General features: G+C 42.3%; 24 protein-coding genes and 1 pseudogene. 16 read left to right on the forward strand and 9 right to left on the reverse strand.

The window, feature by feature from the left end:
• Positions 1 to 51: 51 nt before the first annotated feature.
• Both MHH31_RS16635 and MHH31_RS16640 read right to left on the reverse strand, forming a co-directional pair.
• A complete protein-coding gene (locus MHH31_RS16635) occupies positions 52 to 1,449 on the reverse strand; it encodes a bifunctional glycosyltransferase family 2 protein/class I SAM-dependent methyltransferase (protein ID WP_212359744.1) in 1,398 nt (465 codons plus the stop codon).
• A gap of 136 nt (positions 1,450 to 1,585) precedes the next feature.
• Positions 1,586 to 2,950, reverse strand: coding sequence for a sugar porter family MFS transporter (locus MHH31_RS16640; protein ID WP_178929820.1), 1,365 nt, complete (start codon positions 2,948 to 2,950; stop codon positions 1,586 to 1,588).
• A gap of 270 nt (positions 2,951 to 3,220) precedes the next feature.
• On the opposite strand from MHH31_RS16640, the gene MHH31_RS16645 reads away from it, so the two are divergent.
• The gene (locus MHH31_RS16645; protein WP_017360001.1) at positions 3,221 to 4,186 is read left to right on the forward strand and encodes an LCP family protein; all 966 of its coding nucleotides are present in this window, start codon (positions 3,221 to 3,223) and stop codon (positions 4,184 to 4,186) included.
• 348 nt (positions 4,187 to 4,534) lie between these two features.
• On the forward strand, positions 4,535 to 5,416 hold the full coding sequence (locus tag MHH31_RS16650; protein ID WP_326242342.1) for a Cof-type HAD-IIB family hydrolase: 882 nt from the start codon (positions 4,535 to 4,537) through the stop codon (positions 5,414 to 5,416).
• 56 nt (positions 5,417 to 5,472) lie between these two features.
• On the opposite strand, the gene MHH31_RS16655 is transcribed toward MHH31_RS16650, so the two are convergent.
• The 5 genes and pseudogenes from MHH31_RS16655 to pgsB form a co-directional block, all read right to left on the reverse strand.
• The gene (locus MHH31_RS16655) at positions 5,473 to 6,696 is read right to left on the reverse strand and encodes a C40 family peptidase (RefSeq protein ID WP_144679115.1); all 1,224 of its coding nucleotides are present in this window, start codon (positions 6,694 to 6,696) and stop codon (positions 5,473 to 5,475) included.
• 106 nt (positions 6,697 to 6,802) lie between these two features.
• A complete protein-coding gene (locus tag MHH31_RS16660; RefSeq protein ID WP_008343253.1) occupies positions 6,803 to 6,973 on the reverse strand; it encodes a hypothetical protein in 171 nt (56 codons plus the stop codon).
• Positions 6,970 to 8,136 (reverse strand): CapA family protein, encoded by a 1,167-nt coding sequence (locus tag MHH31_RS16665; protein ID WP_024718710.1) that lies wholly within the window; start codon positions 8,134 to 8,136, stop codon positions 6,970 to 6,972. The genes MHH31_RS16660 and MHH31_RS16665 overlap by 4 nt, the downstream gene beginning before the upstream one ends.
• A gap of 18 nt (positions 8,137 to 8,154) precedes the next feature.
• Entirely contained in the window at positions 8,155 to 8,604 is a 450-nt protein-coding gene (gene pgsC, locus MHH31_RS16670) for a poly-gamma-glutamate biosynthesis protein PgsC (protein WP_007497520.1), read from the reverse strand.
• 15 nt (positions 8,605 to 8,619) lie between these two features.
• Positions 8,620 to 9,800 (reverse strand): annotated as a pseudogene (gene pgsB, locus MHH31_RS16675) (poly-gamma-glutamate synthase PgsB).
• A gap of 747 nt (positions 9,801 to 10,547) precedes the next feature.
• Here pgsB and MHH31_RS16680 point away from each other — a divergent pair.
• The 9 genes from MHH31_RS16680 to rbsB all read left to right on the forward strand — a co-directional run bounded on the left by MHH31_RS16680 (position 10,548) and on the right by rbsB (position 19,999).
• Complete coding sequence (locus MHH31_RS16680) at positions 10,548 to 12,029, forward strand: spore germination protein (protein WP_259253572.1); 1,482 nt, start codon at positions 10,548 to 10,550, stop codon at positions 12,027 to 12,029.
• Positions 12,019 to 13,116 carry an endospore germination permease gene (locus MHH31_RS16685; RefSeq protein ID WP_216895262.1) on the forward strand — a complete coding sequence of 366 codons (1,098 nt, stop codon included), beginning with the start codon at positions 12,019 to 12,021 and terminating at the stop codon, positions 13,114 to 13,116. Before MHH31_RS16680 ends, MHH31_RS16685 begins: the two co-directional genes overlap by 11 nt.
• A complete protein-coding gene (locus MHH31_RS16690; RefSeq protein ID WP_342462043.1) occupies positions 13,106 to 14,248 on the forward strand; it encodes a Ger(x)C family spore germination protein in 1,143 nt (380 codons plus the stop codon). The genes MHH31_RS16685 and MHH31_RS16690 overlap by 11 nt, the downstream gene beginning before the upstream one ends.
• A gap of 117 nt (positions 14,249 to 14,365) precedes the next feature.
• Positions 14,366 to 15,352 carry a LacI family DNA-binding transcriptional regulator gene (locus MHH31_RS16695; RefSeq protein WP_342462044.1) on the forward strand — a complete coding sequence of 329 codons (987 nt, stop codon included), beginning with the start codon at positions 14,366 to 14,368 and terminating at the stop codon, positions 15,350 to 15,352.
• Positions 15,349 to 16,227, forward strand: a complete 879-nt coding sequence (rbsK, locus tag MHH31_RS16700) for a ribokinase (RefSeq protein WP_096881952.1) — start codon at positions 15,349 to 15,351, stop codon at positions 16,225 to 16,227. Before MHH31_RS16695 ends, rbsK begins: the two co-directional genes overlap by 4 nt.
• On the forward strand, positions 16,224 to 16,616 hold the full coding sequence (gene rbsD, locus MHH31_RS16705) for a D-ribose pyranase (protein WP_342495011.1): 393 nt from the start codon (positions 16,224 to 16,226) through the stop codon (positions 16,614 to 16,616). Before rbsK ends, rbsD begins: the two co-directional genes overlap by 4 nt.
• A gap of 15 nt (positions 16,617 to 16,631) precedes the next feature.
• Positions 16,632 to 18,113 carry a sugar ABC transporter ATP-binding protein gene (locus tag MHH31_RS16710; protein WP_342495012.1) on the forward strand — a complete coding sequence of 494 codons (1,482 nt, stop codon included), beginning with the start codon at positions 16,632 to 16,634 and terminating at the stop codon, positions 18,111 to 18,113.
• 1 nt (position 18,114) lies between these two features.
• Positions 18,115 to 19,068, forward strand: coding sequence for a ribose ABC transporter permease RbsC (rbsC, locus tag MHH31_RS16715; protein ID WP_007497532.1), 954 nt, complete (start codon positions 18,115 to 18,117; stop codon positions 19,066 to 19,068).
• 13 nt (positions 19,069 to 19,081) lie between these two features.
• A complete protein-coding gene (gene rbsB / locus MHH31_RS16720) occupies positions 19,082 to 19,999 on the forward strand; it encodes a ribose ABC transporter substrate-binding protein RbsB (RefSeq protein ID WP_017368181.1) in 918 nt (305 codons plus the stop codon).
• A 232-nt stretch (positions 20,000 to 20,231) separates the two neighbouring features.
• On the opposite strand, the gene MHH31_RS16725 is transcribed toward rbsB, so the two are convergent.
• Together MHH31_RS16725 and alsR are read right to left on the reverse strand one after the other, a co-directional pair.
• Positions 20,232 to 20,849, reverse strand: coding sequence for a flavin reductase family protein (locus MHH31_RS16725; RefSeq protein WP_024718717.1), 618 nt, complete (start codon positions 20,847 to 20,849; stop codon positions 20,232 to 20,234).
• A gap of 59 nt (positions 20,850 to 20,908) precedes the next feature.
• Complete coding sequence (gene alsR / locus MHH31_RS16730) at positions 20,909 to 21,796, reverse strand: acetoin biosynthesis transcriptional regulator AlsR (protein ID WP_342495013.1); 888 nt, start codon at positions 21,794 to 21,796, stop codon at positions 20,909 to 20,911.
• 150 nt (positions 21,797 to 21,946) lie between these two features.
• On the opposite strand from alsR, the gene alsS reads away from it, so the two are divergent.
• The 5 genes from alsS (at position 21,947) to MHH31_RS16755 (ending at position 26,214) form a co-directional block, all read left to right on the forward strand.
• Positions 21,947 to 23,647 (forward strand): acetolactate synthase AlsS, encoded by a 1,701-nt coding sequence (gene alsS / locus MHH31_RS16735; protein WP_342495014.1) that lies wholly within the window; start codon positions 21,947 to 21,949, stop codon positions 23,645 to 23,647.
• A 53-nt stretch (positions 23,648 to 23,700) separates the two neighbouring features.
• Entirely contained in the window at positions 23,701 to 24,453 is a 753-nt protein-coding gene (budA, locus tag MHH31_RS16740; protein ID WP_024718720.1) for an acetolactate decarboxylase, read from the forward strand.
• Positions 24,454 to 24,606: 153 nt separating this feature from the next.
• Positions 24,607 to 25,083 carry an Lrp/AsnC family transcriptional regulator gene (locus MHH31_RS16745; RefSeq protein WP_017360010.1) on the forward strand — a complete coding sequence of 159 codons (477 nt, stop codon included), beginning with the start codon at positions 24,607 to 24,609 and terminating at the stop codon, positions 25,081 to 25,083.
• A 37-nt stretch (positions 25,084 to 25,120) separates the two neighbouring features.
• Positions 25,121 to 25,681: a chromate transporter gene (locus MHH31_RS16750; RefSeq protein ID WP_135009809.1), complete on the forward strand. Its 561-nt coding sequence runs from the start codon at positions 25,121 to 25,123 to the stop codon at positions 25,679 to 25,681.
• On the forward strand, positions 25,681 to 26,214 hold the full coding sequence (locus MHH31_RS16755; RefSeq protein ID WP_007497548.1) for a chromate transporter: 534 nt from the start codon (positions 25,681 to 25,683) through the stop codon (positions 26,212 to 26,214). Before MHH31_RS16750 ends, MHH31_RS16755 begins: the two co-directional genes overlap by 1 nt.
• Positions 26,215 to 26,219: the final 5 nt, after the last annotated feature.

A 26,219-nucleotide genomic window follows, 5' to 3' on the forward strand; every position in this document is an offset into this window, starting at 1 on the left:
GCGCGCAGGACTGACAAAGAATGCGAGGGTTTGCCTACACGCTGAGGCGGATTACCCGGAGGGGGAACCGCCTTTTTTACGTGCAACGATCAAAAGCTGATAGAGCGTCACTTGATCAGATAATGCTTTTGTTTGAAAGCCAAGTGACTCTCCTACTCTCGCCACTTCGTCAAAAAACAATTGAACGTTTTGATCAATTGGCACATTGATCGGCTGTTCAATCACGCGATGAAACAAATGGTCTGGAAAGAGCGCCCGCATTGTGTTTGGTGTGAAAAATCTCATATGTGTTCGATCTAAAATCCCCACATCTTGATACGTAAAATCACCTGCCATTAAAGGCAGCAGTACTTCCGCATGCATCATATTAGGTAAGCAGCAAATGATCACGCCACCTGGTTTTAAAGACGCATGCGCTTGAGCTATCAACTGCCATGGGTCTGACACATGCTCTAACACATCAGAAAAGATCACAGCATCAAAAAAAGCTTCTTTCTCTGACCAAGGATACGCCTCCGCTTTTGTCTCAATCACTTCTTTGTAATACGCCTTTGCCATCTCTGCTTTTAATGCATCCGCCTCTACTCCGTACATGTCAACGGACTGCCGGTTGATCAGTTCAAGTCCTGTCGCCCCAGCACCACAGCCAACATCCAGCACACATCCGGCATCCTCAGGGAGCAGTGTTGCAAAATATGGATGGGGCGTTATCAGATTTAAATCAATGCCCCATTTATCTAAAAAACGAAGCCTGTTTTCCGCAAACAACGTAGAGATGTTCGTTTCTTCATTGGCATTGAAGGTAGCATGACCGTGATGATGCACAAAAGAATCATGGACGATTTGCAGCTGGTATCCCTTCAGCAACGAACGCAGACAAAGGTCATCATCCTCAAATGATCCATATACAAATCGCTCATCAAATAACCCTACATCCTCGATCAGCTCTCTTTTGACCAGCAGACAAAAACCAACAAGTCTATGCACATATGTTCTTTGACCTTTTTTCGAAGCCGTATATGCCTTCGCAAAGGCAGGAAGCTCCTTCACATCTGTGTAAGATGGCTGAACGAGCTGAGGACCACTCACATAATTGGAGACAGGGCCTACCATGCCAATACGATCTGATGCAAAAAGGGCTTCTCTTAAAGGCAAAAGCCAGTTTTCGGTCACAATCGTGTCGTTATTTAAAAAAAGAAGACTATCTCCTGTTGCTTTTTTCGCTCCTTGGTTACAGCCCTTGGCAAAGCCTTGATTCTTCTCGTTGTCAATCAACACGACATCTTCCAGTTGTCTCACATATTCCTTTGTTCCGTCTGATGAAGCATTATCCACGATAATGAGTTCATATTCATCAGGCTGAGTATGCTTCTTGATACTGTCGATACATTTTTTCGTTAGGTGCAGTTCATTGTACGTCAGCATCACAATGCTCGTTTTTCCTTTCATCTCATTTCCACCTTTCGCCCGCCTGTTCCATATGTATGTCATAGGTAGCACGTTCAGAAGATGAGTGATTGTCCTTTCTTGATTAAACGTTTGTTTAACAAAGGAAGACCAGCTGCCTCATGCAGCTGGTCTTTTTTCATACCGTTTCCCCTTCATCATTCACGACGGCACGGTTTCTCTTTTTTAAATCTTCTTCAATCTCTTCAAGACTTTTCCCTTTCGTTTCTGTGACTAAATATTTCACAAATAAGAAGGCACCTATGCCGATGGCTGCATAAATAAGGAAAAGGTTACTGATGCCAATTGCACTTAACAAGGTTGGGAATGTGAGCGAGATGATCAAATTCCCTGTATGCAGTAGGAAGGTCGATACCCCCGTACCGATTCCCCGGACATGTACTGGGAACAGCTCCGGCAGCATCACCCATACGACCGGGCCCCAGCTGACAGCAAAAATGACGATGAAAAGTCCTAAACATATAATCGTTGTCCACCCTGCAGCTGTTGATCCCTCGAAAAAACGATTGACCACTGCTAGAACAATCAAACTAAGAACCATCCCTACATTTCCAAATAGGAGTAACGCTTTCCGCCCGACACGATCAATGATTTTAATCGCAACAAACGTCATGACAACATTGACTGCACCAATTCCTACAGTTCCTAAAATGGCTGCTGAATCGCCAAAGCCGACACTTGTGAATGTTTTTGGTGCATAATAAATGATTGTATTTGTCCCAATAAACTGCTGTAAAAAGGCTAAACCGACACCAGCAATTAAAGCGGGGCGCACCCATGGTTCGAGTAATTCCTTAAGACCGCCTTTTTCTTCACTTTCTGCTTTTTGAATATCCGCAATTTCGTCTTCAACTTCCTGCTTATTTTGTCTAAGTTTTGACAATATTTCTTTCGCCCGATCCGCCTGTCCTTGGACAAACAGCCAGCGAGGACTTTCTGGCATAAACAAAATACCACATAACAAGAGAACAGAAGGAACAACGGCAATTCCAAGCATCAGACGCCATGCCTCTGCATCTGCTAAAACGTAGTTCACAATATAGGCAAGAAGAATACCAAATGTGATCATGAGTTGGTTTAATGAGGAAAGTGCCCCTCTTGATTCCTTTGGCGCAAGTTCAGATAAATATAATGGAACAATCGTCGTCGAGCATCCGACAGCAAGTCCTAGCACGATTCGGAATAAGACCATGACCTCCGTATTCGGTGCAAGGGCTGTTCCAAATCCGCCGATAATAAATAAAATGGCTGCGGCGATTATCGCTTTTTTCCGTCCGAATTGATCTGTCAGTTTTCCAGAAAGAGAAGACCCGAGCATCGCCCCGATTAAAATCGAGCTGACCACAAGTCCCTCTGTAAATGCATTTAAACCTAAATCCTCTTTCATAAATAAGATAGCGCCAGAAATGACACCTGTATCGTAACCATATAAGGCGCCGCCAAGTGCGCCGAAGAAATAAAGCCACCCATTCCGATTTTTCATGATCATAACCCCTCTTTTATCTATGTAATGACTAGATGTTTCTCTATGAAAAATCATTTTCCTCACTTCCTGTCATTTCAAACATTTCGATGTTTTATGACAAATATATTTCATTTGCGTATCATTGAAACTTTTTTAGATAAGGAAACGTCAATTAAGCGTTAGTGAAAAAAATGTCGCACTATATCCCGTTTTAAGGTATATTTGTTTTAGTTTGTAAGCAGGAAGAAGGACATCTTTACTATAAAATCATAGCGAGGGTTTAAATATATGGATCAAACAAGAAGTAAACGCAAAGGCAAAAAGCGTTTAAAACCATGGGTGAAAGTCACTCTTTTTATTTTTGGTATTCTTTTACTGACAACCGCTTCTGTCACCGGCTATGCCTACTATAAAGTGACATCGGCTGCGAAAAAAGCACAAGTCTCTCTAGACCGCGGTGCACAATCTGTCAAACGGATTGAAGCATTTGATCCTGGGAAAGACAGCTTTTCTGTCTTGCTGCTTGGCATTGACAGCAGACCAGGCGAAACCGTCAAACAAGCACGAAGCGATGCAATGGTATTAGCAACAGTAAATCGTACGAATAAAACCGTGAAATTATTAAGTATTCCAAGGGACTCATATGTTAATATTCCAGGTCATGGTTATGACAAAATCACACATGCACACGCATTTGGTGATGCAGACCTCACGGTGAGTACAGTTGAGAATTTACTAGATATTCCTGTCGACTTTGTGATTGAAAGTAATTTCAAAGCATTTAAGGAAATTGTGAATGAATTGAATGGTGTTTCCGTTAACATTAAAGATGAATATGTTGTGAAACAGATTCTTAAAGATACAAAGGGCAAAGTTCAGCTGCAAACGGGTACTCACACACTAGATGGTAATCAAGCTCTCGCTTATGTGAGAACAAGAAAAGCAGACAGTGATCTCATGCGTGGACAGCGTCAAATGGAAGTTTTAAAAGCCATTTTCGATAAATCAAAATCAGTAACGTCTATTCCGTCTTATGACAATATCATAGATACTCTAGGTGATAACGTCTCAACTAACCTGTCAATGAAAGAGCTAGTCGGTCTTTTCCCACTACTCACTTCATTGAAATCTGTTGATACGATTCAACTAAAAGGATCTGATTACCAGCCAAATGGCGTTTATTATTACCAATTGGATCAAAACCAACTGAACGAAGTCAAAACGGAATTGAAGAAACAGCTTGAATTATCATAAAAACAGAAAGCGTCCTTTTGGGCGCTTTTTATGTGTTGAAAAAGGTGTTTGCCCTTTTTCTTCTTTTAAGCGTGATAGAAAACCTTTGCAGTCTAGGAAGGACGAGCACCGGAGCAGAGCGAATTTGACATTCGTGAGCACCGGAGCGCAGGACTGACAAAGAATGCGAGGGTTTGTCTACACGCTAAAAGCGTCCTTTTGGGCGCTTTTTCTTATATCCTTGATCAATTGACCATTTTTGTTTAGCCTTAAAGAGAGGAATCCACGATCCGACTCTTTCATGAGAATGAAGGAAATCGTACATACTTTGAAGAGGCTATTGCATGAATGAAGGAGGATATAACAGCAATGAAAAAGATGATTGCGATTGATTTAGACGGTACACTCTTAAATACGAAAAGTGAAATATCCGCTCAAAACCGGCAAGCATTGATTCGTGCGAAGGAAGCTGGATATATTGTGACCATTTGTACAGGGCGCGCGACTTTTGATGTAAAAGAGCTTCTTGAGGATTTGGACATTCCCATTATTGCGGCAAACGGAGGAACTGTCCATACAGAAGGGTACAAGCTCTTCAGCAGAATCACCCTTGATCAAGAAGCTGGAAGACGTGCTGCAAAGGAATTAGTGGAACGGAACATTTATTTCGAGGTCTATACAGACGATGCCCTCCTTTCCCCATTTGATGGAAAAGAAAAGCTCAAAGCTGAATTTGATATGATCAAAAGCGCCAATCCTCATGAGGATGTAGCTGATTTATGGGAAGGGGCGATGACTCAATTTAAACAGTTTGGCATCAAACCTGTCGATGACATCCGTCAAATTTTTGAGTCGAATGAACCAACCTATAAATTACTATGCTTCTCCTTTGATATGAATAAGCTGCAAGAAGCACGAGATCTTCTTTCTAAGATGCCTGAGCTCTCCTTGACCTCATCTGGAGAACATATCATTGAGGTACTGCCAAAAGAGTCAGGTAAAGGACATGCCCTCAAAAAACTTGCAGCCCATTATGGCGTAGACCGATCCGATATTTATGCGATCGGTGACAGCCCCAATGATCTATCCATGTTCGATGAAGCAGGACACAGGGTAGCGATGGGGAATGCGGTGGATGTCATTAAAGAAAAAAGCACCTATATCACAAAAGGCAATCATGAAGATGGCGTCGCCTATTTTATTGATCTGCTTTTGCAGAATCAATTTCAAGAAAAAAAGACGCTTGTCTGATCAGCGCCTAGTGAGAAGTCGAGAAGTCCGATCCGAGCATTGATCGGGCTTTTTCTTTATTTTTTGATTCTAACGGCCGTCTCATATTTATCCTTCCAATACGTACTTGTTTTCATATTGGTAATGACAACGCCATTTGAAACCGTCACATGAATGACTTGATTTGAACCAGCATAAATGGCTGGCATCAACGAAGTCCCTTTAAAAAAGACAAGATCTCCTGGCTTTAGTTCCGATCGTTTCACAGGTGTACCTGCTTTAACTTGTCCCGGCGCATAGCGAGGCATCTCAATTCCAAGCACTTCTTGATAGATATACTGCGTGAATCCTGCTGTATCAAAGCCTTGCTTTGGGCTCGCACCACCTTTTACATAAGGTACTTCTCCAATATACGTAGCGGCTTTTGATACGACTGGGTCTTCTTTCGCTAGTTTCAGCTCAGTTAATCGTTTCGCACCTGTCCATTTCTCACGCCAATACGATTCAGACAAATAAGAAATCGTCACACTTTCCGAACGGCTCGCATGAATAAAGCGGTCTCCTCCGATGTACATTCCTACATGTGAAATTCCTTTTTTATACGTGTTGCTAAAAAAAACAAAGTCTCCAGGGCGAATATCGTCTCGTGCTACTTTCTCTCCAACCATCCATTGCTGCTCAGCACTTCTTGGTAAATAAATCCCAAGTGATTTTTCAAATAAATATTGTAAAAAACCTGAACAATCGAATCCTACTTTTGGATCTGATGCCCCGAATACATAAGGGATTCCTAAATATTTCATCGCATCTTTCACCAGTTGATCATCCGACATCTCTTGGGAGACAGGCAGCCGTTTGACCGCATAGAACCGATCGGTCCAATATTTACTTTTGCTGACATCTGTTTTCACCACCCCTTGACTGAGTGTGATGTGGATCACTTGATCATTTCCAGCGTACAAAGCAACATGTGTCGGGATGTCTTTTGTTTCTTCAAGACTGCGAAAATAGACAAGGTCTCCGGGCTTCGCTTTTCCCCATGATACGTTTTCACCGATTTGGTATTGATCGATCACCTTTCGCGGCAAATCAAATGCACCTGTTGTTTTGTATACATATTGTATAAAGCCAGACGCATCAAAGCCCGTTTTCGGATCGATTCCTCCTTTATGATAAGGCGTACCTATCAGCGTTTCCGCTTGTTTTAAAGGAGTTGTTGTTTGAGCAGACACCTCTGTTTGAGACATAAACATGAGTCCTACAATGGCACATCCTCCAAGCAGTATTCCTTTCCATTTCATCCTCTCTTCCTCCTTTCTTTTATAGTTTCGACATGACCCCTTTCATTTTACACCTTTTTCCGTCAAAAAAGAGCACGCCTCGCGTGCTCTTTTCATCATCATTTCTTTATTTACTCGCTTCCGCTTTTGACTGCTTTTGCTGCTCAATTTTCTGCATTTCAACCGAGATCTTTTGTTTCTCATGATCTGTGAGGCTGTCACTAAATTTAAAAGCAGACATAAAGACAAAGACTAAAATTAACGCAACAAACGGCCAGCTTGCTTTAAGGAATTTCATTTTTTATCCTTCCCCTCGTTTTCTTTTAATGTTTGAACTTTATCAGAATGATCGACTTCAAAGAAAATATGTCCGTCTTTTTCTTTCCAATCCGCATTCGTGCCATTTGTCAGCATACGGATAATCGATTTTGATTCAAGAGATCCTGCTTTAACTGGAGCAGGTGTCGCTTCTTTGATGTACATTGGAACCACTTCAAATGTCGCTTTTCCATCTTCATTCAGATGATACTGAACAATGGCAGAGTCACGTGTTCTTGACCAGCCTTGGTCAAAAATAAAGTTCCCCAAGCTATAGAAAATCGCTGTTCCGTTATAGACTTCCATCGGTTCAAGAACGTGCGGGTGTGCACCGATAATGATATCAGCACCAGCCTTTGACATCGCTCTTGCCAGCTCTCTTTGTCTGTCGTTTACTTCATTGTTATATTCCTGTCCCCAGTGCGCATGAACAACAACGATATCTGCCTTTTCAGCAGCTTGTGAAATCATCGGAATAAAGATAGATGGATCAGCTGGCAGAATACCTGCCTTGCGATTTGTTGCTTTAAAATCTTTTCCATATACATCTGTAAAACCAAGGGTAGCGATTTTAACGCCATTCACTTCTTTGTATGAAATGTTCTGCTTCGCATCTTTGACGTTGCGCCCTGCCCCTGTATAATCCATGTCAGCTTTTTCAAAGGCATCAATCGTGTTATTTAAGCCTTTTTCACCGTAGTCTGCTGCATGGTTATTCGCAAAGTTTAGTACAGAGAAATTCAAATCTTTTAACGCTTGTACAGAATCTTCATCTGTTTTCAAATGAATATTCTTTTGTGCTGCCTGTTCCTTATCTGAAGCCACTGGATGCTCAAAATTCCCAGTTACATAATCTGATACATCAAAATACGGCTTCGCATAGCGGAACAGGTGCTGCTTTCCATAGCGGTCTGTGACTTTCTCTACATTTCTTCCAAACATAATATCTCCGACAAACGAAGCGGTCAGGATGTTTTCTGGATTCTTTTCTACAGTTGGTACTTGTGCTTTCCCGATAAATGTAAATAGAAATGTACAAGCAATGACAATCGGTAAAGCAATCAGTACGTGTTTATTCGTCTTTTTCTTTTGGTTCTTTGTGATTTTCAGCAGCTTTTCCTGAAAGCTCAATTTTTTATTCATCATTGGACACACCTTATCTTAAAATAGATAGTAAACATACATGATGGCAAATGTTGCACCACTTAGAAGTAATGTGCTTCCAAGGGTAATCGTAAGACCTTGCTTTTGAATCGTATTCGCAATCAATCCAGGCACGATGATTCCAATTCCACGGAATTCTGCTATTTCAAACGGAACCACTGGATAGAAGAAATCAAATATGAGCTTTAGGGCAATTCCTGTAATCAGCATCGCCGCAAACTTTCTGCGTCCGTACAAAATCATAAATTTCGATAGACCAAAACGAACGATCACATATGTCAGCAAGCTGACAGATAAAACAACTAAAATGAAGACTGGCTGGTTAAAGACGAGCGCCAGATAACCTGGAACAACCAACCCAGCTGGTACGATTCCTGTTTTTTCTGCAAAGATTAAACTGAGTAGAACACCTAAAATTAACGAGATATAAAGATCTGATCCGAACATTTTCTATATTTCCTCCTAGCTGACAAGCTGCTTAATTTTGTATTCTTGAATTTTTTCGATTAAAGGTTCAGCGGCGCCGTGAATATTGCCGACTCCATAAACCACTCGATTATGAAGCTTTTTCTCAAGCATGTTCATAATTTGTTCTGTAGATTGATATTCAAGGTTGTGTAAGTGGTCAGCCGGAATTTTTCCATCCTCAAATGCCTTCACAATTGGATCTGTCGTTTCACCAATTAAGACAAGATCACTTGCTTCAATATAAGGAAGTACATCCTCCGCAAACTGGATCGTTCTATCTACGCGATCCGCACGACAGTTCATGATAATAATCGGTTCATCTGTTGGATATCCAATTTCCTTCACACGCTTCCAAATGTTCAATGTAGATGCTGCGTCATTAGCCGCAAATCCATTTACAAAATGTCCAGGTGTTTTTGCGTCCATTAATGGAAGAATTCTCATCGCTCCTGGATCAGGCGCGCATTTAACATGCCTCTGAATGCCGTATCTTCATCAATTCCCAATGCTTGTGCGACACCAAGTGCAAGTGAAGCATTATCCGGGAACACCATGTACTCAAATTTCCGTAAATACTCATCGGTAATCTTGGAATTATCTGCAACAATCACTTCAGTATTGCGTTTTTTCGCAATCTCTTTAAAGAAATCTGTATATTCACTATCCGTAATAACCAAGTGCCCATTGTAAGGAATTGTCGCTGTAAAGGCTTCAGCTATTTCATCAAGAGTTGGCCCCATCACATCCATATGATCTTCAAGAACGTTTACGATCACGCCAATATTCGCTTGAAGCAGCTCTTCCTGAAAGATAATTTGGTAATCTGGATTCACCGCCATACATTCACTGACGATGGCATTTGCTCCTCTTTCAACGGTTTCTCTCATAACTTCTTTCTGCTCTCCGATATTTGGTCCTTGCGGTTTCCTTTTAATCGGTTTCTCTTCTGGCGTATCCCAATAAATCATTCTTGCATCCGTTCCTGTTGTTTTGCCGACAGTTTTATAACCTGCCTCCATTAAGATACCGGTTGTCAATCTTGTAACGGTAGACTTTCCGCGTATACCATTAATATTGACGCGTACCGGCAGGGCATCGATATTTTTCTGATGACGCTTCTTTTCAATAAAGCCAATCCCTAACATGATGACACAGGCTATAACGATTAACCACATCGCTTATCTACATCTCCTTTTTTTATGAGTGTGATATGTAAATTCAATCAACAGTATATAGGTTCAGCATAAAATCACAATCGGTATTATGTAACATAATCTTTCACTTCCTCGTATGCCAAATTCCTCTAATCAGAAGGCGTATTTGCCTATCTCACGCTCAAATGAAAAGGCCAAAAGACGGACAAAATGACGACTGAATTTCTGCTTCAAACAAGAGAAAGCGTTACCATCAAACAGTGAAAAATCTTTTGTCCTTTTCTCCCTAAATTTTTCGACAATTATTAAGATGTATTTTGAATCAATGTTTTAAAGCCCTCTCATCTCTATGAAATCAGTCATATCAGCGCTTTAAATGAATAGTGCGTGTTTTAGAATATTTTATATTTTTAAATGAACAGGTTAGAAAGTCATCCTCATTGGTCAGAACGCTATGTGTTGACCTATGACAAAGGTCACCTCTCAAAAAATCAAGTCATCTGCTTATTTTCAGGTCACAAAAAATTGGGATAAGATGTCAAAGATTAATCATTTTGTTATAGCCTCTTTTTACGATATTCACTCCTTATGACCTAAACAATGAAACATTATTCATTTCTTTTTATCAAGATTCATCATTTCTTAACATTTTTAATGTGATTTTAGTTGAAAGTTGTCGGTGCGTGTCATGCTTTCCCCAAAGATGACGCATAAAATCATCTTCTCGGCTTACACTATGGTTAAAAAATCTGTGAGAGGAGGCTAAAGATGCCAAACACGAATGAGCAAACACGCTTACACTTTTTATCAGGCGGTTTTGAGGAAAAGATTCGGATTCTGAAAAAAGCATTTCAACAAAGCGCTGATTTTGAATACCGAGAATTAATGGTGAATGAAACAAAATCAGTGCTGTTTTTTATTAAAACAAGAGTGGATGAAAGTAAATTAAACAACTTCATTATTGGCAACTTGCTTGGCCCTCCTGGAAAGCAGGACTATGCAAAATCTCTTAGTACACTCGAAACAGGTGACTTGACACTGATTGTCGACAGCATTATTGCCGGAAGTATTGCCTTCCTTGATGAAAAATCCGCACAGATTAAAATATTTGCTGTTGGGCAGCCGCCGCTGCGTTCCATTTCTGAACCTTCTTCTGAAAGTATTATTGCAGGCGCACATGATGGGTTTGTTGAGAGTTTAGATACCAATTTATATTTGCTGCGTTCACACTTAAATGATCGAAAACTTGCAATCCAGTATCATAAGGTCGGTACAAAATCTGAAACAAAGGTTGCGACGGTTTATATTTCTGATATTGCCAATCAAGAAAAGATAGATGAGGTTAACAAACGAATTTCTTCTATTAAAGTAGACACGCTGCTTAGCCCCGGTTCTATTGTAGAGGCGATTGAGGATGATTCGTATTCCATCTTCCCGCAGCTTATTGACACAGAACGACCTGATAAAGTGAGATCTGCCATTCTTGAAGGAAGAATTGTTGTGCTGATGGATGGCAGTCCAATGGCTATCATTCTGCCTATTACGTTCTTTAGCTTCTTTCAATCACCAGATGACTACAATAGTCGCTGGATTCCGGCTACGTTTATTCGTATTCTTCGTTATATTGCCTGTATCATCGCTGTGATTTTGCCTTCTTTTTATATTGCAGTCATCGGCTTTCATTATGAGGTAGTCCCGGATGAATTAGCGATTACGATGAAAAATTCCATTATCGGCATTCCTTTTCCGCCTTTAATAGAAGCAATGCTGATGGAGATTACGATTGAGCTCATACGAGAAGCAGGGGTGCGACTGCCAAAGCCAATTGGTCAGACGATTGGAATTGTAGGCGGTTTGGTTATTGGGGACGCTGTTGTAAAAGCTGGACTCATTTCGAATGTTCTTATCGTTGTGGTCGCCGTGACCGCTGTTGCTTCCTTTGTTCTTCCTTCGTTTGAAATGACGTCTACCATCAGGATGCTGCGTTTTCCCCTCATGTTCATGGCATCGATGTTTGGGTTTATTGGCATTTCATTCGGCCTGTCGATCGTCCTGATGAATTTATGCCGCCTCGAATCACTAGGTGTCCCGTATTTATCACCAGTGGCTCCATTTAACTGGCAGGACTTAAAAGATACTGTGATTCGATTACCGATGTGGATGTATAAAAAGCGCCCTGTTTACTTAAATCCAAAAAAGAAAGAGCAAATTGAAAATTTGAGAGGATGGAAAAATCAAGATGAAAAATAAAATATCTCCATCTCAGGCTGTCTTTTTTATCATTCAATCTCAAATTGGTGTCGGTATTTTAGCCCTGCCTCATTTGCTCATGAAAGATATGGGGCATGATGGCTGGATGGCTATCATTTTGGCCTGTTTTTTTATCCAAATCATCAATACCATTTTTATATATATCATTCACAAATATCCTGAGACATCATTTTTCGAGGCGTTAATTGAGGTTTTTGGAAAATGGGTTGGGCGAATCTTAGTGGCTCTTTATACAATTTATTTCGCCTCAGTCTGTATTGTCGTTCTATCTATTTTCACGAGAATTCTGGGTATATGGGTTTTACCACTTACACCCAATTGGGTCATCAACCTACTACTCATGATATCCATCCTTTACATCGCCAAGGAACAAATTACAGCGATTGTCAGATTCAACTTTATTCTGACTCCTTTTTTACTCTTGTTGTCTCTCATCATGCTGTATTCATTAAAAGGAACCAATATCGACTACCTTATGCCCTTTTTCCAAACGGACTTCTCTCAATTTCAGCTTGGATTGAAGGATGTTGTATTATCTATGAATGGATTTGAGATGATTCTGATCATCTCTCCACTGATGAAAGGCACCATTAAAGCGCGATACAAGGTCATGACCATTGCCAATATATGCACGACTCTTTACTACCTATTTATCACAGTGATTTGTTTTATGTTTTTCAGCCCGATTGAGCTTAAAATCATTCCAAACCCTGTTCTTTATCTGTTAAAAACCATTTCGTTCGGTGTGATTGAGCGGACAGATCTGATTTTTCTTAGTTTCTGGGTATTTATCATTCTTGCCACACTCAGTAATTATCTTTACTTTTGTGCAAATGGCGTAGCAAGTATTCTCAAGAAAAAAGACCACAAAAAATACGTCTTTTATTTTGCCATTTTGATCTATGCGGCTAGCTGTTACCTTGCAACCGATAATTTTAGAATTCAGCGTTTTAATGATTTTACCACCATCGCTCAATATTCATTTATTTACACACTCCCAATCTTTATGGCCATTATCATCTTTATCAAACATCGCAAAGGGAAGGTGAAATCACATGCGTCATAAGTACATACTGACTTTGCTCATGTGTGTTTCTCTCATATTCATGCCTGGCTGCTGGGATCAGAACCTATTAAAGAATATCTCTCTTGTTTTAACCTCTGCTGTTGATCAAGGAGAGGATGACAATGCGAAGTACTCGATTACTTATCGAAAGGTGCAGCAGTCTCAAAGTATGGAGCAAGGAAATACTGGCAGCTTTTTAACCACTCTTCTCACAACGGAAGCACCTACTTTAAGAAAAGCAAGAACCAACTTCAGCCGGATAGTGGATCAAAAAATAGACATGTCGAAAATGCGGGTGATGCTGATCGGTGATGAATTTGCCCAAAATCGTCTTCTTCCCTACTTAGATATGTTTTATCGTGATCCAAAAAGCCCCCTCCTCGCAAATCTTGCCGTTGTTCAAGGGGGGACCTGTGAAGAAGTGATTAACTCGCTGCTGAAGGAAAAACTCATTGTGAGTGACTATTTAAATAACTTGATCACAACCGCATCACGCTCCTCCCAAGTAGCACCTAAAAACATTCAAAGTATTCGATCTAAAATGCTTCAAACTGGAGAGGATTTCACACTGCCGTTAATCTATTTTGATCAATCGAAGAAATTAATCAGTGTAAAAGGGGTTGCTCTATTTGATAATGAGAAGAAGAAAGGCGAGTTGTACGGTCAAGATGCGATCTTACTCACCGTCATGGACGGAAAAATGGGCAAGTATGCCAACTTCACCAAAAAAGTGAGAAGCGACATGAAGTCAAAAGAAAACAATTACATTACGATTCAAGTCACTGATGTGAAGAGAGACATCGAGATTCTAAATCCTGATCATCGAAACTTAACATACTCACTCAAATATGAATTCGCAACCTCTGTCCTTGAGTACCCAAAAGATAATCTAGATACAGACAAAAAAATTGAAATGCTTAACAAAAGACTTTCAACCATCTTGACAAAAGAAGCAGAAAAAATTGTTGCTGCCCTGCAAGATGCGAATTCCGATGTGCTAAGCCTCGGCAGAAAATACAGAGTCAGACATTATGATGAGTATATGAAAATGAATTGGGTCACCGATTATCCAAAAGTGAAGATCATCCCAAAAATCAAAGTGAACATTACCCAAACGGGCATTATTAGTTAAGAAAAGGAAGACGTCCTCTTTCTTTTCTTTTTTTATTTTTTTAAGATTGTTTTTTCAATGCTTTCATGATAATCTATCTGTGTAAACGGTTACACATCAAAGAAGGGAGGCACTCCATTGGCTACAATTAAAGATGTTGCAAAAGCTGCTAAAGTGTCTGTTGCAACTGTTTCACGCGTGCTCAATGATACTGGATACGTCCATATTGATACGAAAACCCGTGTGACACAAGCGATGCAGGAGCTAAACTACTTCCCCAATGAAGTGGCACGATCCCTTTTTAAAAGAGAATCTAGATTAGTTGGTCTCATCTTACCTGATATCACAAACCCCTTCTTCCCTCAGCTGGCTAGAGGCGTTGAGGATGAGATTCATGCACACGGTTTTCGCTTATTATTCGGAAACAGTGATGAAGATCGGGAGAAGGAAATGGCCTATTTACAAACCTTTAAGCAAAACCAGGTGGTCGGTGTCATCGCTGTCACAAACGAACCTGAATCGGATTTGTACAATGATGATGAACTGCCTGTTGTCTTCTTAGATCGTACCGTTCCAAATGCACCTTCTGTGTTTGCAGATGCTACGGCAGGTGGGAAAATGGCTGCAATGGAATTAATCAAACGCGGCAGTCAGCAAATCACATTGCTAAAAGGGCCCGCTCATCTTCAAACGGCGCGGCAAAGATTCAAAGGCGCACTTGATGTTCTGACTGAAGAAGGTGCTAACTTTCATGTGATGTCTAACGCTTCTTTTTCTTTTCAGGAAGTCCGAAAAAGCGCCAAGGCTCTTTTCAAGCTGTACCCTGAAACAGATGGCATCATTGCCAGCAATGACATCGTCGCAGCAGCCGTCGTACACGAAGCGCTTCGTATTGGAAAAGCCATTCCAAAAGAAGTACAAATCATTGGATTTGATGATATTCCGCAAAGTGAACTGCTCTTCCCTTCTTTATCAACGATCCGGCAGCCTGCCTATGATATGGGGAAAGAAGCCGCAAAGCTGATCATTAAAGCCATTCAAAAACAGCCTATAGATCAAGCAGTTATTCAAATGCCCGTCTCTTTTATTGAACGAGAGACCACAAGAAAGGTGGATTCACAATGAGTCAAATAGTTGTCGTAGGAAGTTGTTCCATGGATCTAGTTGTCACATCGAATAAGCGTCCCAATGCAGGAGAAACCGTCCTAGGCGAATCATTTAAAACGGTTCCTGGGGGAAAAGGAGCCAATCAAGCAGTGGCAAGCGCAAGGCTCGGTGCAGATGTATATATGATCGGCCGAGTTGGTGATGACGCGTATGGTCAGGACATTATGAGCAATTTGCAAGCACAAGGTGTTCGTACCACCTATATGAAACCGGTTACCGAAATGGAAAGCGGAACAGCTCATATCATTTTAGCTGAAGGGGATAACAGCATTGTTGTCGTCAAAGGAGCAAACAATGAGGTAACACCTCATTATGTAAAAGATGCGCTTTCTTCTATTGAAAATATCGGAATCGTCCTCATCCAGCAGGAAATTCCTGAAGAAACAGTCGAAGCCGTCTGCGCCATTTGCAGCGAAAAAGGGATTCCAGTCATCTTAAATCCCGCACCAGCTCGCAAAGTCTCTCAGCAAATATTAGATCAAGCTGCCTACATCACGCCAAACGAACACGAAGCAGCTCTTATGTTTGATGGACTCACCATAGCAGAGGCTTTGCGCCAATATCCAAACAAATTACTCATTACAGAAGGAAAAAGTGGTGTTCGATACTTTGATGGATCAAAAGAAGTGTTGGTACCGGGCTATCCTGTGAAAGCCGTCGACACTACAGGCGCTGGCGATACTTTTAACGGCGCTTTAGCTGTAGCACTAACAGAAGGAAAATCCCTATACGACGCACTTGCCTTTGCTAACTTAGCCGCATCTATCTCAGTCACAAAATTTGGTGCCCAAGGCGGCATGCCAGCAAGAGAAGAATTGGAGAATAAGAAATGAAGAAAAATGGTATTTTAAATAGTCATATCGCCAAGGTGCTTGCTGACCTTGGTCATACAGATACGATTGTCATCGCAGACTGCGGCCTGCCCATTCCAGAAGGCCCGCTCAAGATCGACCTTGCATTATCCATCGGCACACCATCCTTTCAGGAGGTTACTTCTCTCCTTCTTGAGGAAATGGCCGTTGAACACATCACGATCGCCAGTGAAATCAAAGAAGCCAATGAGAGAGATCATTTATTTCTAAAGAAAGCGTTCTCACATCCGTTAGATGAAGTCGATCACGAGACATTCAAAGACATGACCAAACAGGCAAAAGCAGTGATTCGAACGGGTGAAGCCACCCCATACGCAAACTGCATTCTTCATGCCGGTGTCATCTTTTAAAAGGAGGAGCCACTTATGAACATTGAAATGCATAACATCCATAAGGCCTTTGGAAAAAACACCGTTCTCGCCGGGGTCTCCTTTGACCTCGTCACAGGTGAAGTCCATGCACTTATGGGTGAAAACGGGGCAGGAAAATCAACGTTAATGAATCTGCTGACAGGACTCTATTCCCTGGATCAAGGAACGATTCAAATCGACGGAAAAGAAACCGCTTTCAAGAATCCGAAAGAAGCCGAGCAGAACGGGATTGCCTTCATTCATCAGGAACTGAATATATGGCCTGATATGACGGTACTCGAGAATTTATTTATCGGGAAAGAAATCTATACAAAACTTGGTCTCCTAGACACCAAGAAAATGAAAGCCCTCGCCCAAGCGCAGCTCGACCGATTATCTGTCAACCTCTCGCTTGATCAAGAGGCAGGAAGCTGTTCTGTCGGACAAAAGCAGATGATTGAGATTGCGAAAGCGTTAATGACCGATGCAAAGGTCATCATTATGGATGAACCAACAGCTGCTCTCACAGACCGTGAGATTGAAAAGCTATTTCAGGTCATTGAATCACTCAAAAAAGAAGGTGTGTCTATCGTCTACATTTCTCACCGTATGGAAGAAATCTTCGCCATCTGTGATCGAATAACCATCATGCGTGACGGGAAAACGGTCGATACGAAAGCGATACCGGACACGAATTTCCATGAAGTCGTCAAAAAAATGGTCGGCCGCGAATTAACCGATCGTTACCCTGAACGCACACCTTCTACTGGTGATACCGTCCTAGAAGTGAAGCAAGCAACGAGGAAAGGCCGCTTTCAAGATGTCAGTTTTTACGTCAAAGCTGGAGAAATTGTCGGTGTTGCAGGCTTAATGGGTGCTGGCCGGACGGAAATGATGCGGTCGCTCTTTGGACTCGATCCCCTGGATCAAGGAGAAATTTGGGTTCATGGGAAAAAGGCTGTCATTAAAAAACCAAGTGATGCAGTCAAACTTGGCATCGGTTTTATCACGGAGGATCGTAAAGATGAAGGACTGATGCTAGATGCATCCATCCGGGAAAACATCGGGTTACCTAACTTAGATAGCTTCTCTCCAAAGGGGCTGATTGATAAGAAAAACGAACAGGATTTTGTTGACCTGCTTATCAAACGACTCACGATCAAAACCGCTTCATCTGAAATCTCTGCACGCAGCCTGTCCGGTGGAAATCAGCAAAAGGTCGTCATCGCCAAATGGATCGGCATTCAGCCGAAGGTGCTGATTTTAGATGAACCGACAAGAGGTGTCGACGTCGGGGCGAAACGAGAAATTTATCAGCTCATGAACGAGCTGACGGATCGAGGCGTTGCGATTTTGATGGTCTCCTCTGAGCTCCCAGAAGTTCTTGGGATGAGCGATCGAGTGCTTGTCATCCATGAAGGAACCATCAGCGGAGAATTAAGTAAAACAGAAGCTACACAAGAACGAATTATGACACTAGCTACAGGAGGGAAGTAACATGAAACCACTTACTTCAAATGGACGATTTGACAACATCATGCAAAAGCTTGGGCCATTCTTAGGACTCATCATCCTTGTTGCCATTGTTTCTATTTTAAATCCAGCCTTTTTAGAACCATTAAACATTTTAAACTTACTCAGACAAATCTCCATTAACGCCCTCATTGCCTTTGGCATGACGTTTGTTATTTTAACCGGAGGAATTGATTTGTCTGTCGGTGCCATTCTAGCGCTGTCTAGTGCTCTGACTGCCGGCTTTATTGTATCTGGTTTGGACCCGATTCTTGCCATCATCGTTGGATGTATCATCGGTGCCATCCTTGGAATGATCAACGGTCTTTTAATCACAAAAGGAAAAATGGCTCCTTTTATCGCAACACTTGCGACGATGACGATTTTCAGAGGATTGACGCTTGTTTATACAGACGGAAACCCAATTACAGGGCTTGGCTCTAACTATGCATTTCAGCTATTTGGCCGTGGATATTTCTTAGGGATTCCTGTTCCAGCGATCACCATGCTTCTCACCTTTATCGTTCTTTGGGTCTTGCTTCATAAAACACCTTTTGGCAGAAGAACGTATGCCATTGGCGGAAATGAAAAAGCAGCCCTCATCTCAGGTATTAAAGTACCACGCGTCAAAATCATGATTTACTCATTAGCCGGCTTTATGTCTGCTTTAGCCGGTGCGATCTTAACATCTCGTCTCAACTCAGCCCAACCAACAGCTGGTACGTCGTATGAACTTGATGCAATTGCTGCCGTTGTACTTGGCGGGACAAGCCTGTCCGGCGGAAGAGGGCGAATTGTCGGCACACTCATCGGTGTACTCATTATCGGGGTCTTGAACAATGGTATGAACTTACTTGGTGTTTCATCATTCTATCAGTCTGTTGTGAAAGGGATTGTCATCTTGATTGCAGTCCTACTCGACAGAAAGAAATCTGCTTAAGGAGGCAGCTGCTATGAAAAAATATGTAATCTTGATCGTGACTCTCTCACTATTCATGCTTTCTGCCTGCTCGCTTGAACCGCCAGAGTGGGCCAAATCAACAAAGGATGGCAAGAAAAAAGACATTAAAATCGGACTGTCGATCTCGACTTTAAATAACCCATTCTTCGTTTCTCTTAAAAACGGTGTGACAAAAGAAGCGAAAAAGCTTGGCATTGAAGTTGTCATTGCCGATGCACAAAATGATTCAGCCAAACAAACGAGTGATGTAGAAGATTTAATTCAACAAGGGGTTGATGCATTACTCATTAACCCAGCCGATTCCTCAGCTATATCAACGGCTGTCGAATCTGCGAATGCTTCAGACATACCGGTCATCACATTAGACCGTTCGGCAGAAAGCGGAAAGGTTGAAGCGCTCGTTGCTTCCGATAACATCAAAGGCGGCGAAATGGCAGCTAACTTTATTATCGACAAAGTCGGTAAAGGAGCAAAAGTGGCTGAACTGGAAGGTGTACCAGGTGCTTCTGCGACACGTGAACGAGGAAAAGGTTTCCATCAAATTGCAGACAAAAAGTTAGATGTCACAGCAAAACAAGCCGCTGACTTCGACCGGACAAAAGGGCTCAACGTGATGGAAAACCTTCTTCAAGGAAACCCTGACATCAAAGCCGTTTTTGCCCACAATGATGAAATGGCACTTGGCGCACTAGAGGCCATCCAAAGCTCTGGAAAAGACATTCTTGTCGTCGGTTTCGACGGTAATGAAGATGCACTCAACTCGATCAAAGCAGGAAAACTATCTGCAACAGTCGCGCAGCAGCCAGAGCTGATCGGTCAACTGGCAGTCGGCGCTGCTGACGATGTATTAAAAGGAAAAAAGGTAGAAAAAAATATCGCCGCTCCATTGAAACTAGAACAAAAGAAATAAACACTAAACCCCCGATAGCCTCGGGGGTTTTAGATTATAGACAAAGGCTGAAATGAACTTGATTTTAGCCCTTTGTCTTCTTTTCAGCGTGATAGAAAACCTTTGCAGTCTAGGAAGGACGAGCACCGGAGCAGAGCGGATTGACATTCGTGAGCACCGAAGCGCAGGACTGACAAAGAATGCGAGGGTTTGTCTACACGCTGGACCACCGATAGCCTCAGGGTTTTAGATGTTATTCCGGCCTCTTCAGTACAAATGGCGTACCTAAATGGGCATAATCATTACCTGCTAGGCGCGCGACTGGCTTTAATTCATTCGTAAAAATATATCCTTTTTCCGCATCATAGACGGATTCATCTAAATGCGCACACACCACCCGGCCAATGATATGATCGACTGTGATCTCCCCTTCATCATTTTGAAAGGTCAGATGTTTTTCCAGCTGACATTCAAAGCGAATGCGTGCTTCCTTGATTCCTGGCACTGACACCACGCTGCTCTTCACTTGATGAAGACCGGTACGAGTCAGCTCACTCTCTTCCTCTGGCAAAGTAGCAGCTGTTTCATTAATATCTTCAATCATCGCTTCATCACTCACATGGACAACAAATTCTTCCCTGTCGATGATATGTTTTGCTGTATCTTTCATCTCTCCTTGACGACGTCCAATAGAAACAGCGATCAGCGGAGGATGGCCGCTGATGACATTAAAGAAACTAAATGGTGCAGCATTGACGACTTCTTCTTTAGAAAGGCTTGTAATAAATGCAATGGGTCTTGGAACGACGGAACCAGATAATACTTTATATGCTTCTTTTCGTGACAACTGATCCATTTGTAATGTAATCACTTCAGACATGCCTCCTCTTGTATGTAACGACATCATACCATACCCAGTTCTCTCTTCCCTTACTCCGGCTCACCGCGATGGAGAATATGATGGACAAGATGAAACAATGCTGGATTATGATTTTCTCGTCTATAAGAAATGGTCCATTCCGCGAGTAGCTGCTCACCTTCAATTGACCGATACACCACATCTAAATTAAATAAACGCCGGGCCGATGTTGGAATGACAGCAATTCCGATTCCCGCTGTGACAAGCCCAATGACCATTTGATATTCTGCTGCTTCCTGCACGATATTGGGTGAAAATCCGTACTTTTCACAAAGTAGGACAAAATGCTGATAAAGGGACGGCCATGATTCCTTTGATAAAGAAATAATCGGCTCATCACGAATATCTTCAATCGTGACTGCTTCTTTTTCCGCCAGCGGATGGTTTTTCGGAATCGCAAAAATACATTCACTTTGCTTCATTAAACGACTGACCAATTCTTCTTGCGGTGATGTAGGATGCAAAAAACCAATATCAATCTCACCATTCAAAAGCGCCTCAAGCTGCTGCGGGACAGAGAGCTGTTGCAGTTCAATACTGACAGAAGGGTACCGCTCTCTGAATTCACGGACAACTGGCGGCAGAATATCATATGTCGCTGTACCAACGAAACCGATGATAATCTTCCCAAGCTCCCCTCTTGCCGTATGCCGGGCATGATCAACGGCTTTATCAAGCTGATGCAGCACCCCCCGGACCTCCTGTAAAAAAACCTTTCCAGCAGCTGTTAACTCCACCACCCTTTTAGACCGGTGAAACAAAGGAAATCCCAATTCTTCCTCAAACTGCTTAATTTGCTGACTAAGTGGAGGCTGTGTCATGTTCAATCGTGCGGCCGCTCTGCCGAAATGCAGCTCCTCCGCGACTGTGACAAAATACTGCAAATGTCTCAGTTCCATCCTTTCACTCCTCAAACACTTATTCGTGAAACATATTAAAACTACGTTAAACATATATTGGAAAATTTATTTTGTGAAATGTATAGTAAATCATATCATGAAAATATATTTTCATAAAAAATTTTACTTGCCGAAAGGAGTGCGGGGTAAATGAATTCTCAAACACAACCCCTAACAAAACGAGGAGCAGAGTTGATTGTCGATACGCTCATTGCCCAAGGTGTGACCCATGTTTTTGCGATTCCAGGTGCAAAAATTGATGCAGTATTTGATGTATTAAAAGACAGAGGTCCAGAGCTTGTGCTATGCAGGCATGAACAAAATGCGGCATTCATGGCAGCAGCTGTCGGTCGTTTAACTGGCAAACCAGGCGTTTGTCTCGTTACATCAGGTCCTGGCGCATCCAATTTAGCGACAGGTCTATTAACAGCCAATACAGAAGGTGACCCTGTTGTTGCAATCGCTGGAAACGTCATCCGTGCGGATCGGCTCAAACGAACACATCAATCACTCGACAATGCGGCATTATTCAAACCAGTGACAAAATATAGCGTTGAAGTACAAGACGTAAACAATATACCAGAAGCCTTAACAAATGCTTTTCGCGCGGCACAAAGAGGTCAAGCTGGGGCAGCATTTATCAGCTTTCCACAAGATGTCGTGACCGAACTCACCACACAAACACCAGTGTCTGCTCACCCTTCTCCAGAACTAGGTCCTGCACCGGATGCTCTCATCAGTTCGGCCATCGCCAAAATTCAAAATGCGCACTTACCTGTTGCAATTGTGGGAATGAAAGCTAGCCGTCCAGCTGCGGCAAATGCGACAAGAACATTATTAAAAACACTTGGTATCCCATTTGTTGAAACGTACCAAGGAGCCGGCGTTCTCTCAAGAGAGCTTGAGGCTCAATATGTGGGCAGAATCGGTTTATTCCGTAATCAGCCAGGCGACCTTCTCATTGAGAAAGCGGATGTGATTTTAACTATTGGCTTTGATCCAATCGAATACGATCCGAAGCATTGGAATTTGAAACCGAAGCAGCGTCAAATCATCCATGTGGATGACATGCAGGCAGATATTGACCATTTCTATGAACCGACGCTTGAGCTTGTGGGCAATATATCTGAAACGGTGCAACATCTAGCCCACGACAGCGTTCCACTTTCATTAAGCAAAAAGAACGTAGATCTCGTCACAGAATTACAAGAGCTGTTAAGTGATATCGAAAAAACACCAGAAAGAGAAAGTCATTTATCACACCCGCTGGATGTCATTCATACGTTGAGACGTATCATCCCAGATGACACGAAAGTGACATGTGATATCGGATCGCACGCCATTTGGATGTCTCGCCACTTCCGTGTTTATGAACCGAACACGTTCCTAGTCAGTAACGGAATGCAAACACTTGGCGTGGCATTACCATGGGCGATTGCAGCCTCCATATTGAATCCAGACGAAAAGATCATTTCAGTCTCAGGTGATGGCGGTTTTCTCTTCTCCGCCATGGAATTAGAAACAGCCGTGCGCATGAAAACAAATCTCGTTCATCTCGTTTGGAACGACAGCACATACGATATGGTGGCATTCCAGCAGGAAATGAAGTATGACCGTACGTCTTGTGTTGAGTTCGGTCAGATCGACTTAGTGAAATATGCAGAAAGCTTTGGAGCAACTGGATTACGTGTCAACTCACCTGAAGAGCTTTCAACTGTCCTTCAAAAGGGTATAAACATAGAAGGACCCGTTATTATTGATATTCCGATAGACTATCAAGACAACCCAGACCTCGCCAGTCAAAAATGGCCAGAAGTCTTTCGTGAAAAACACACAACGAACGTCAGATAAGACTTCGATACATTACGTTAAAGGAGTGAGCGGATATGGGTATGATGCACCCAATGAATCAACAAAACAACACAATACCGCAGGACAAAAAGCAAGAGGTCTATCAAGTATCAACCATGACCTCCTTGCTGGAAGCCGTATACGATGGAGATTTCTCCCTATCACATATTCCCGAGCATGGTGATTTTGGCATTGGCACATTCAATCAATTAGATGGGGAACTAATCGGCTTTGACGGCGCTTTTTATCGACTGCGCTCTGATGGAACAGCCACACCAGTAACCGATCAAGATTATTCACCATTCTGCTCTCTAGCATTTTTTGAAACGGACATCGTTCATCGAATTGATGCACCGATGACGTCCAAAGAGCTAGAGGAAGAAATCGACCGAATCTTACCGAGCAAGAATGTCTTTTATGCGATCCGCATCGATGGGTCATTCAAAAAGGTTCAAACCCGTACGGTTGAAAAACAGGAAAAACCTTACGTTCCGATGGTTGAAGCAGTCAAGTCACAGCCTATTTTCGATTTTGAAAATATACGCGGAACGATTGCAGGCTTCCGTACACCACAGTACGCACATGGCATTGCGGTAAGTGGATATCATCTCCACTTTATTGATGATGATCGAAGCGTAGGCGGGCATGTATTTGATTACACTGTGGATCAAGTGACCATCCGAATTTCCCAAAAACGTCACATGAATTTACACCTTCCAAATACGCAGGAGTTCTTCCAAGCAGACATTGATCGTGCTGACCTTGCACAGCAAATTGCCAGTGCGGAAAGCAGCCCAGAAAAATAAAATGAACACACCCCGGTGATACTGGGGTGTTTTTTTATGCAAAAAGATATATTATCTTCTTTTATTATTTCATTTCGTCGCTCAATTAAAAATCAAACATTCTATTCGTAATAAAATATGATAGAATATCAACAGAAGAAAGGTGGTTATACGGTGGCACATGAATATCGCATTCCAAACTTAACATTAGATGAAAGAGATAAACAAATTCTTTCCTTATTACACGAGGACGGGCGTATGTCCTACACGGATCTAGGGAAACAAGTCGGCCTTTCCCGTGTTGCTGTACAAGCCCGTATTCAGCAGCTCATTGAAGCAGGTGTCATTGAACGATTCACCGCTGTCATTAATCCAGCAAAGATCGGCATTCATGTCTCTGTCTTTTTTAACGTAGAGGTTGAGCCGAAATGTTTAGAAACAGTCGCCCTTCAGCTTGAGCAGGAAACAGCCGTCACAAGCCTTTATCATATGACAGGACCAAGCAAGCTGCATATGCATGGCATTTTTCAAAATGAACAGGAAATGGAGACGTTCCTGACAAAGAAGCTGTACCCGCTTGAAGGCGTCGTCAGTGTTGACTGTCAAATGCTCATTAAACGATACAAAAGCCGAATGGGCATGAAATTGTAGATAGGAGTTGAACCACTTGCAATCATATCTTGAACTCATGATCGCCATGGTACGAACCGGTATTCTGGGATTTGGCGGAGGACCTTCTGTCATCCCGCTCATTCGCCATGAAGCGGTCGTCAAATACAAATGGATCAATGATGACGAATTTGGAGAAACACTCGCCATCGCCAACGCATTACCCGGACCGATTGCTACGAAAATGTCGGCATACCTCGGCTATCGATTAAAAGGTGTATCTGGCGCCATTGTTGCAACAGCTGCACATATTTTACCGACATGTCTCGCTATGGTGGCACTTGTTACACTTGTCAGCGTCTTAAGCTCTTCAGTCATCATTCAAAATATGATCGGTGCTGTGACACCAGTAATTGCCGTTCTGTTAGGAATCATGGCATATGAATTTGGACAAAAAGCGTTGAAGGGCTTCGGCATGATCTTCGGAATCGTCCTATTCCTTTTGGCATTTGTCGGTCTTCAAGTACTCTCCATTCATCCAGGAATCATTGTCATCATCTTTTTATGTTATGGTGCCTTTCATTTCAAACTGAAAGATCGCTGGACTCGAACAAATAAAGAGAAAGGAGTGTCTTCGTGATGCTGATTCTCTTTTTATTCTGGGCATTCTTCTTATCCAATCTGTTAGGGTATGGCGGAGGACCTGCCTCCATTCCGCTCAATTATGAAGAAATCGTCAATCATTTTCATTGGATGACGAACGAAGGGTTCTCCAATATGCTCGCATTAGCCAACGCACTTCCAGGTCCAATCGCTACAAAAATTGCGGCTTATGTAGGCTATGATGTCATGGGATGGCCAGGCTTTATCGTTGCACTGCTTGCGACTGTCCTGCCGTCTGCGATCGGATTGATCTTACTGCTAAAACTCATTGACCGTTTTCGCCAATCTTCTGTCGTCAAAGGCATGACCCTATCTGTACAGCCTGTCATTGCGATGATGATGCTTTTATTAACATGGGAAATTGGTGGAGATGCCGTGAAAGCCATTGGCTGGACGCAATCACTTGCCATTGCCGCCATTTCATTTTTCTTTATGACCAAATTCAAATTGCACCCTGCCTTTCTGATTGTGGCTGCATTTTTATATGGCGGATTCATTCTTCCGCATTAACGCAA

The sequence above is a fragment of the Bacillus sp. FSL K6-1033 genome (assembly GCF_038630765.1).
GTDB lineage: Bacteria > Bacillota > Bacilli > Bacillales > Bacillaceae > Bacillus > Bacillus altitudinis.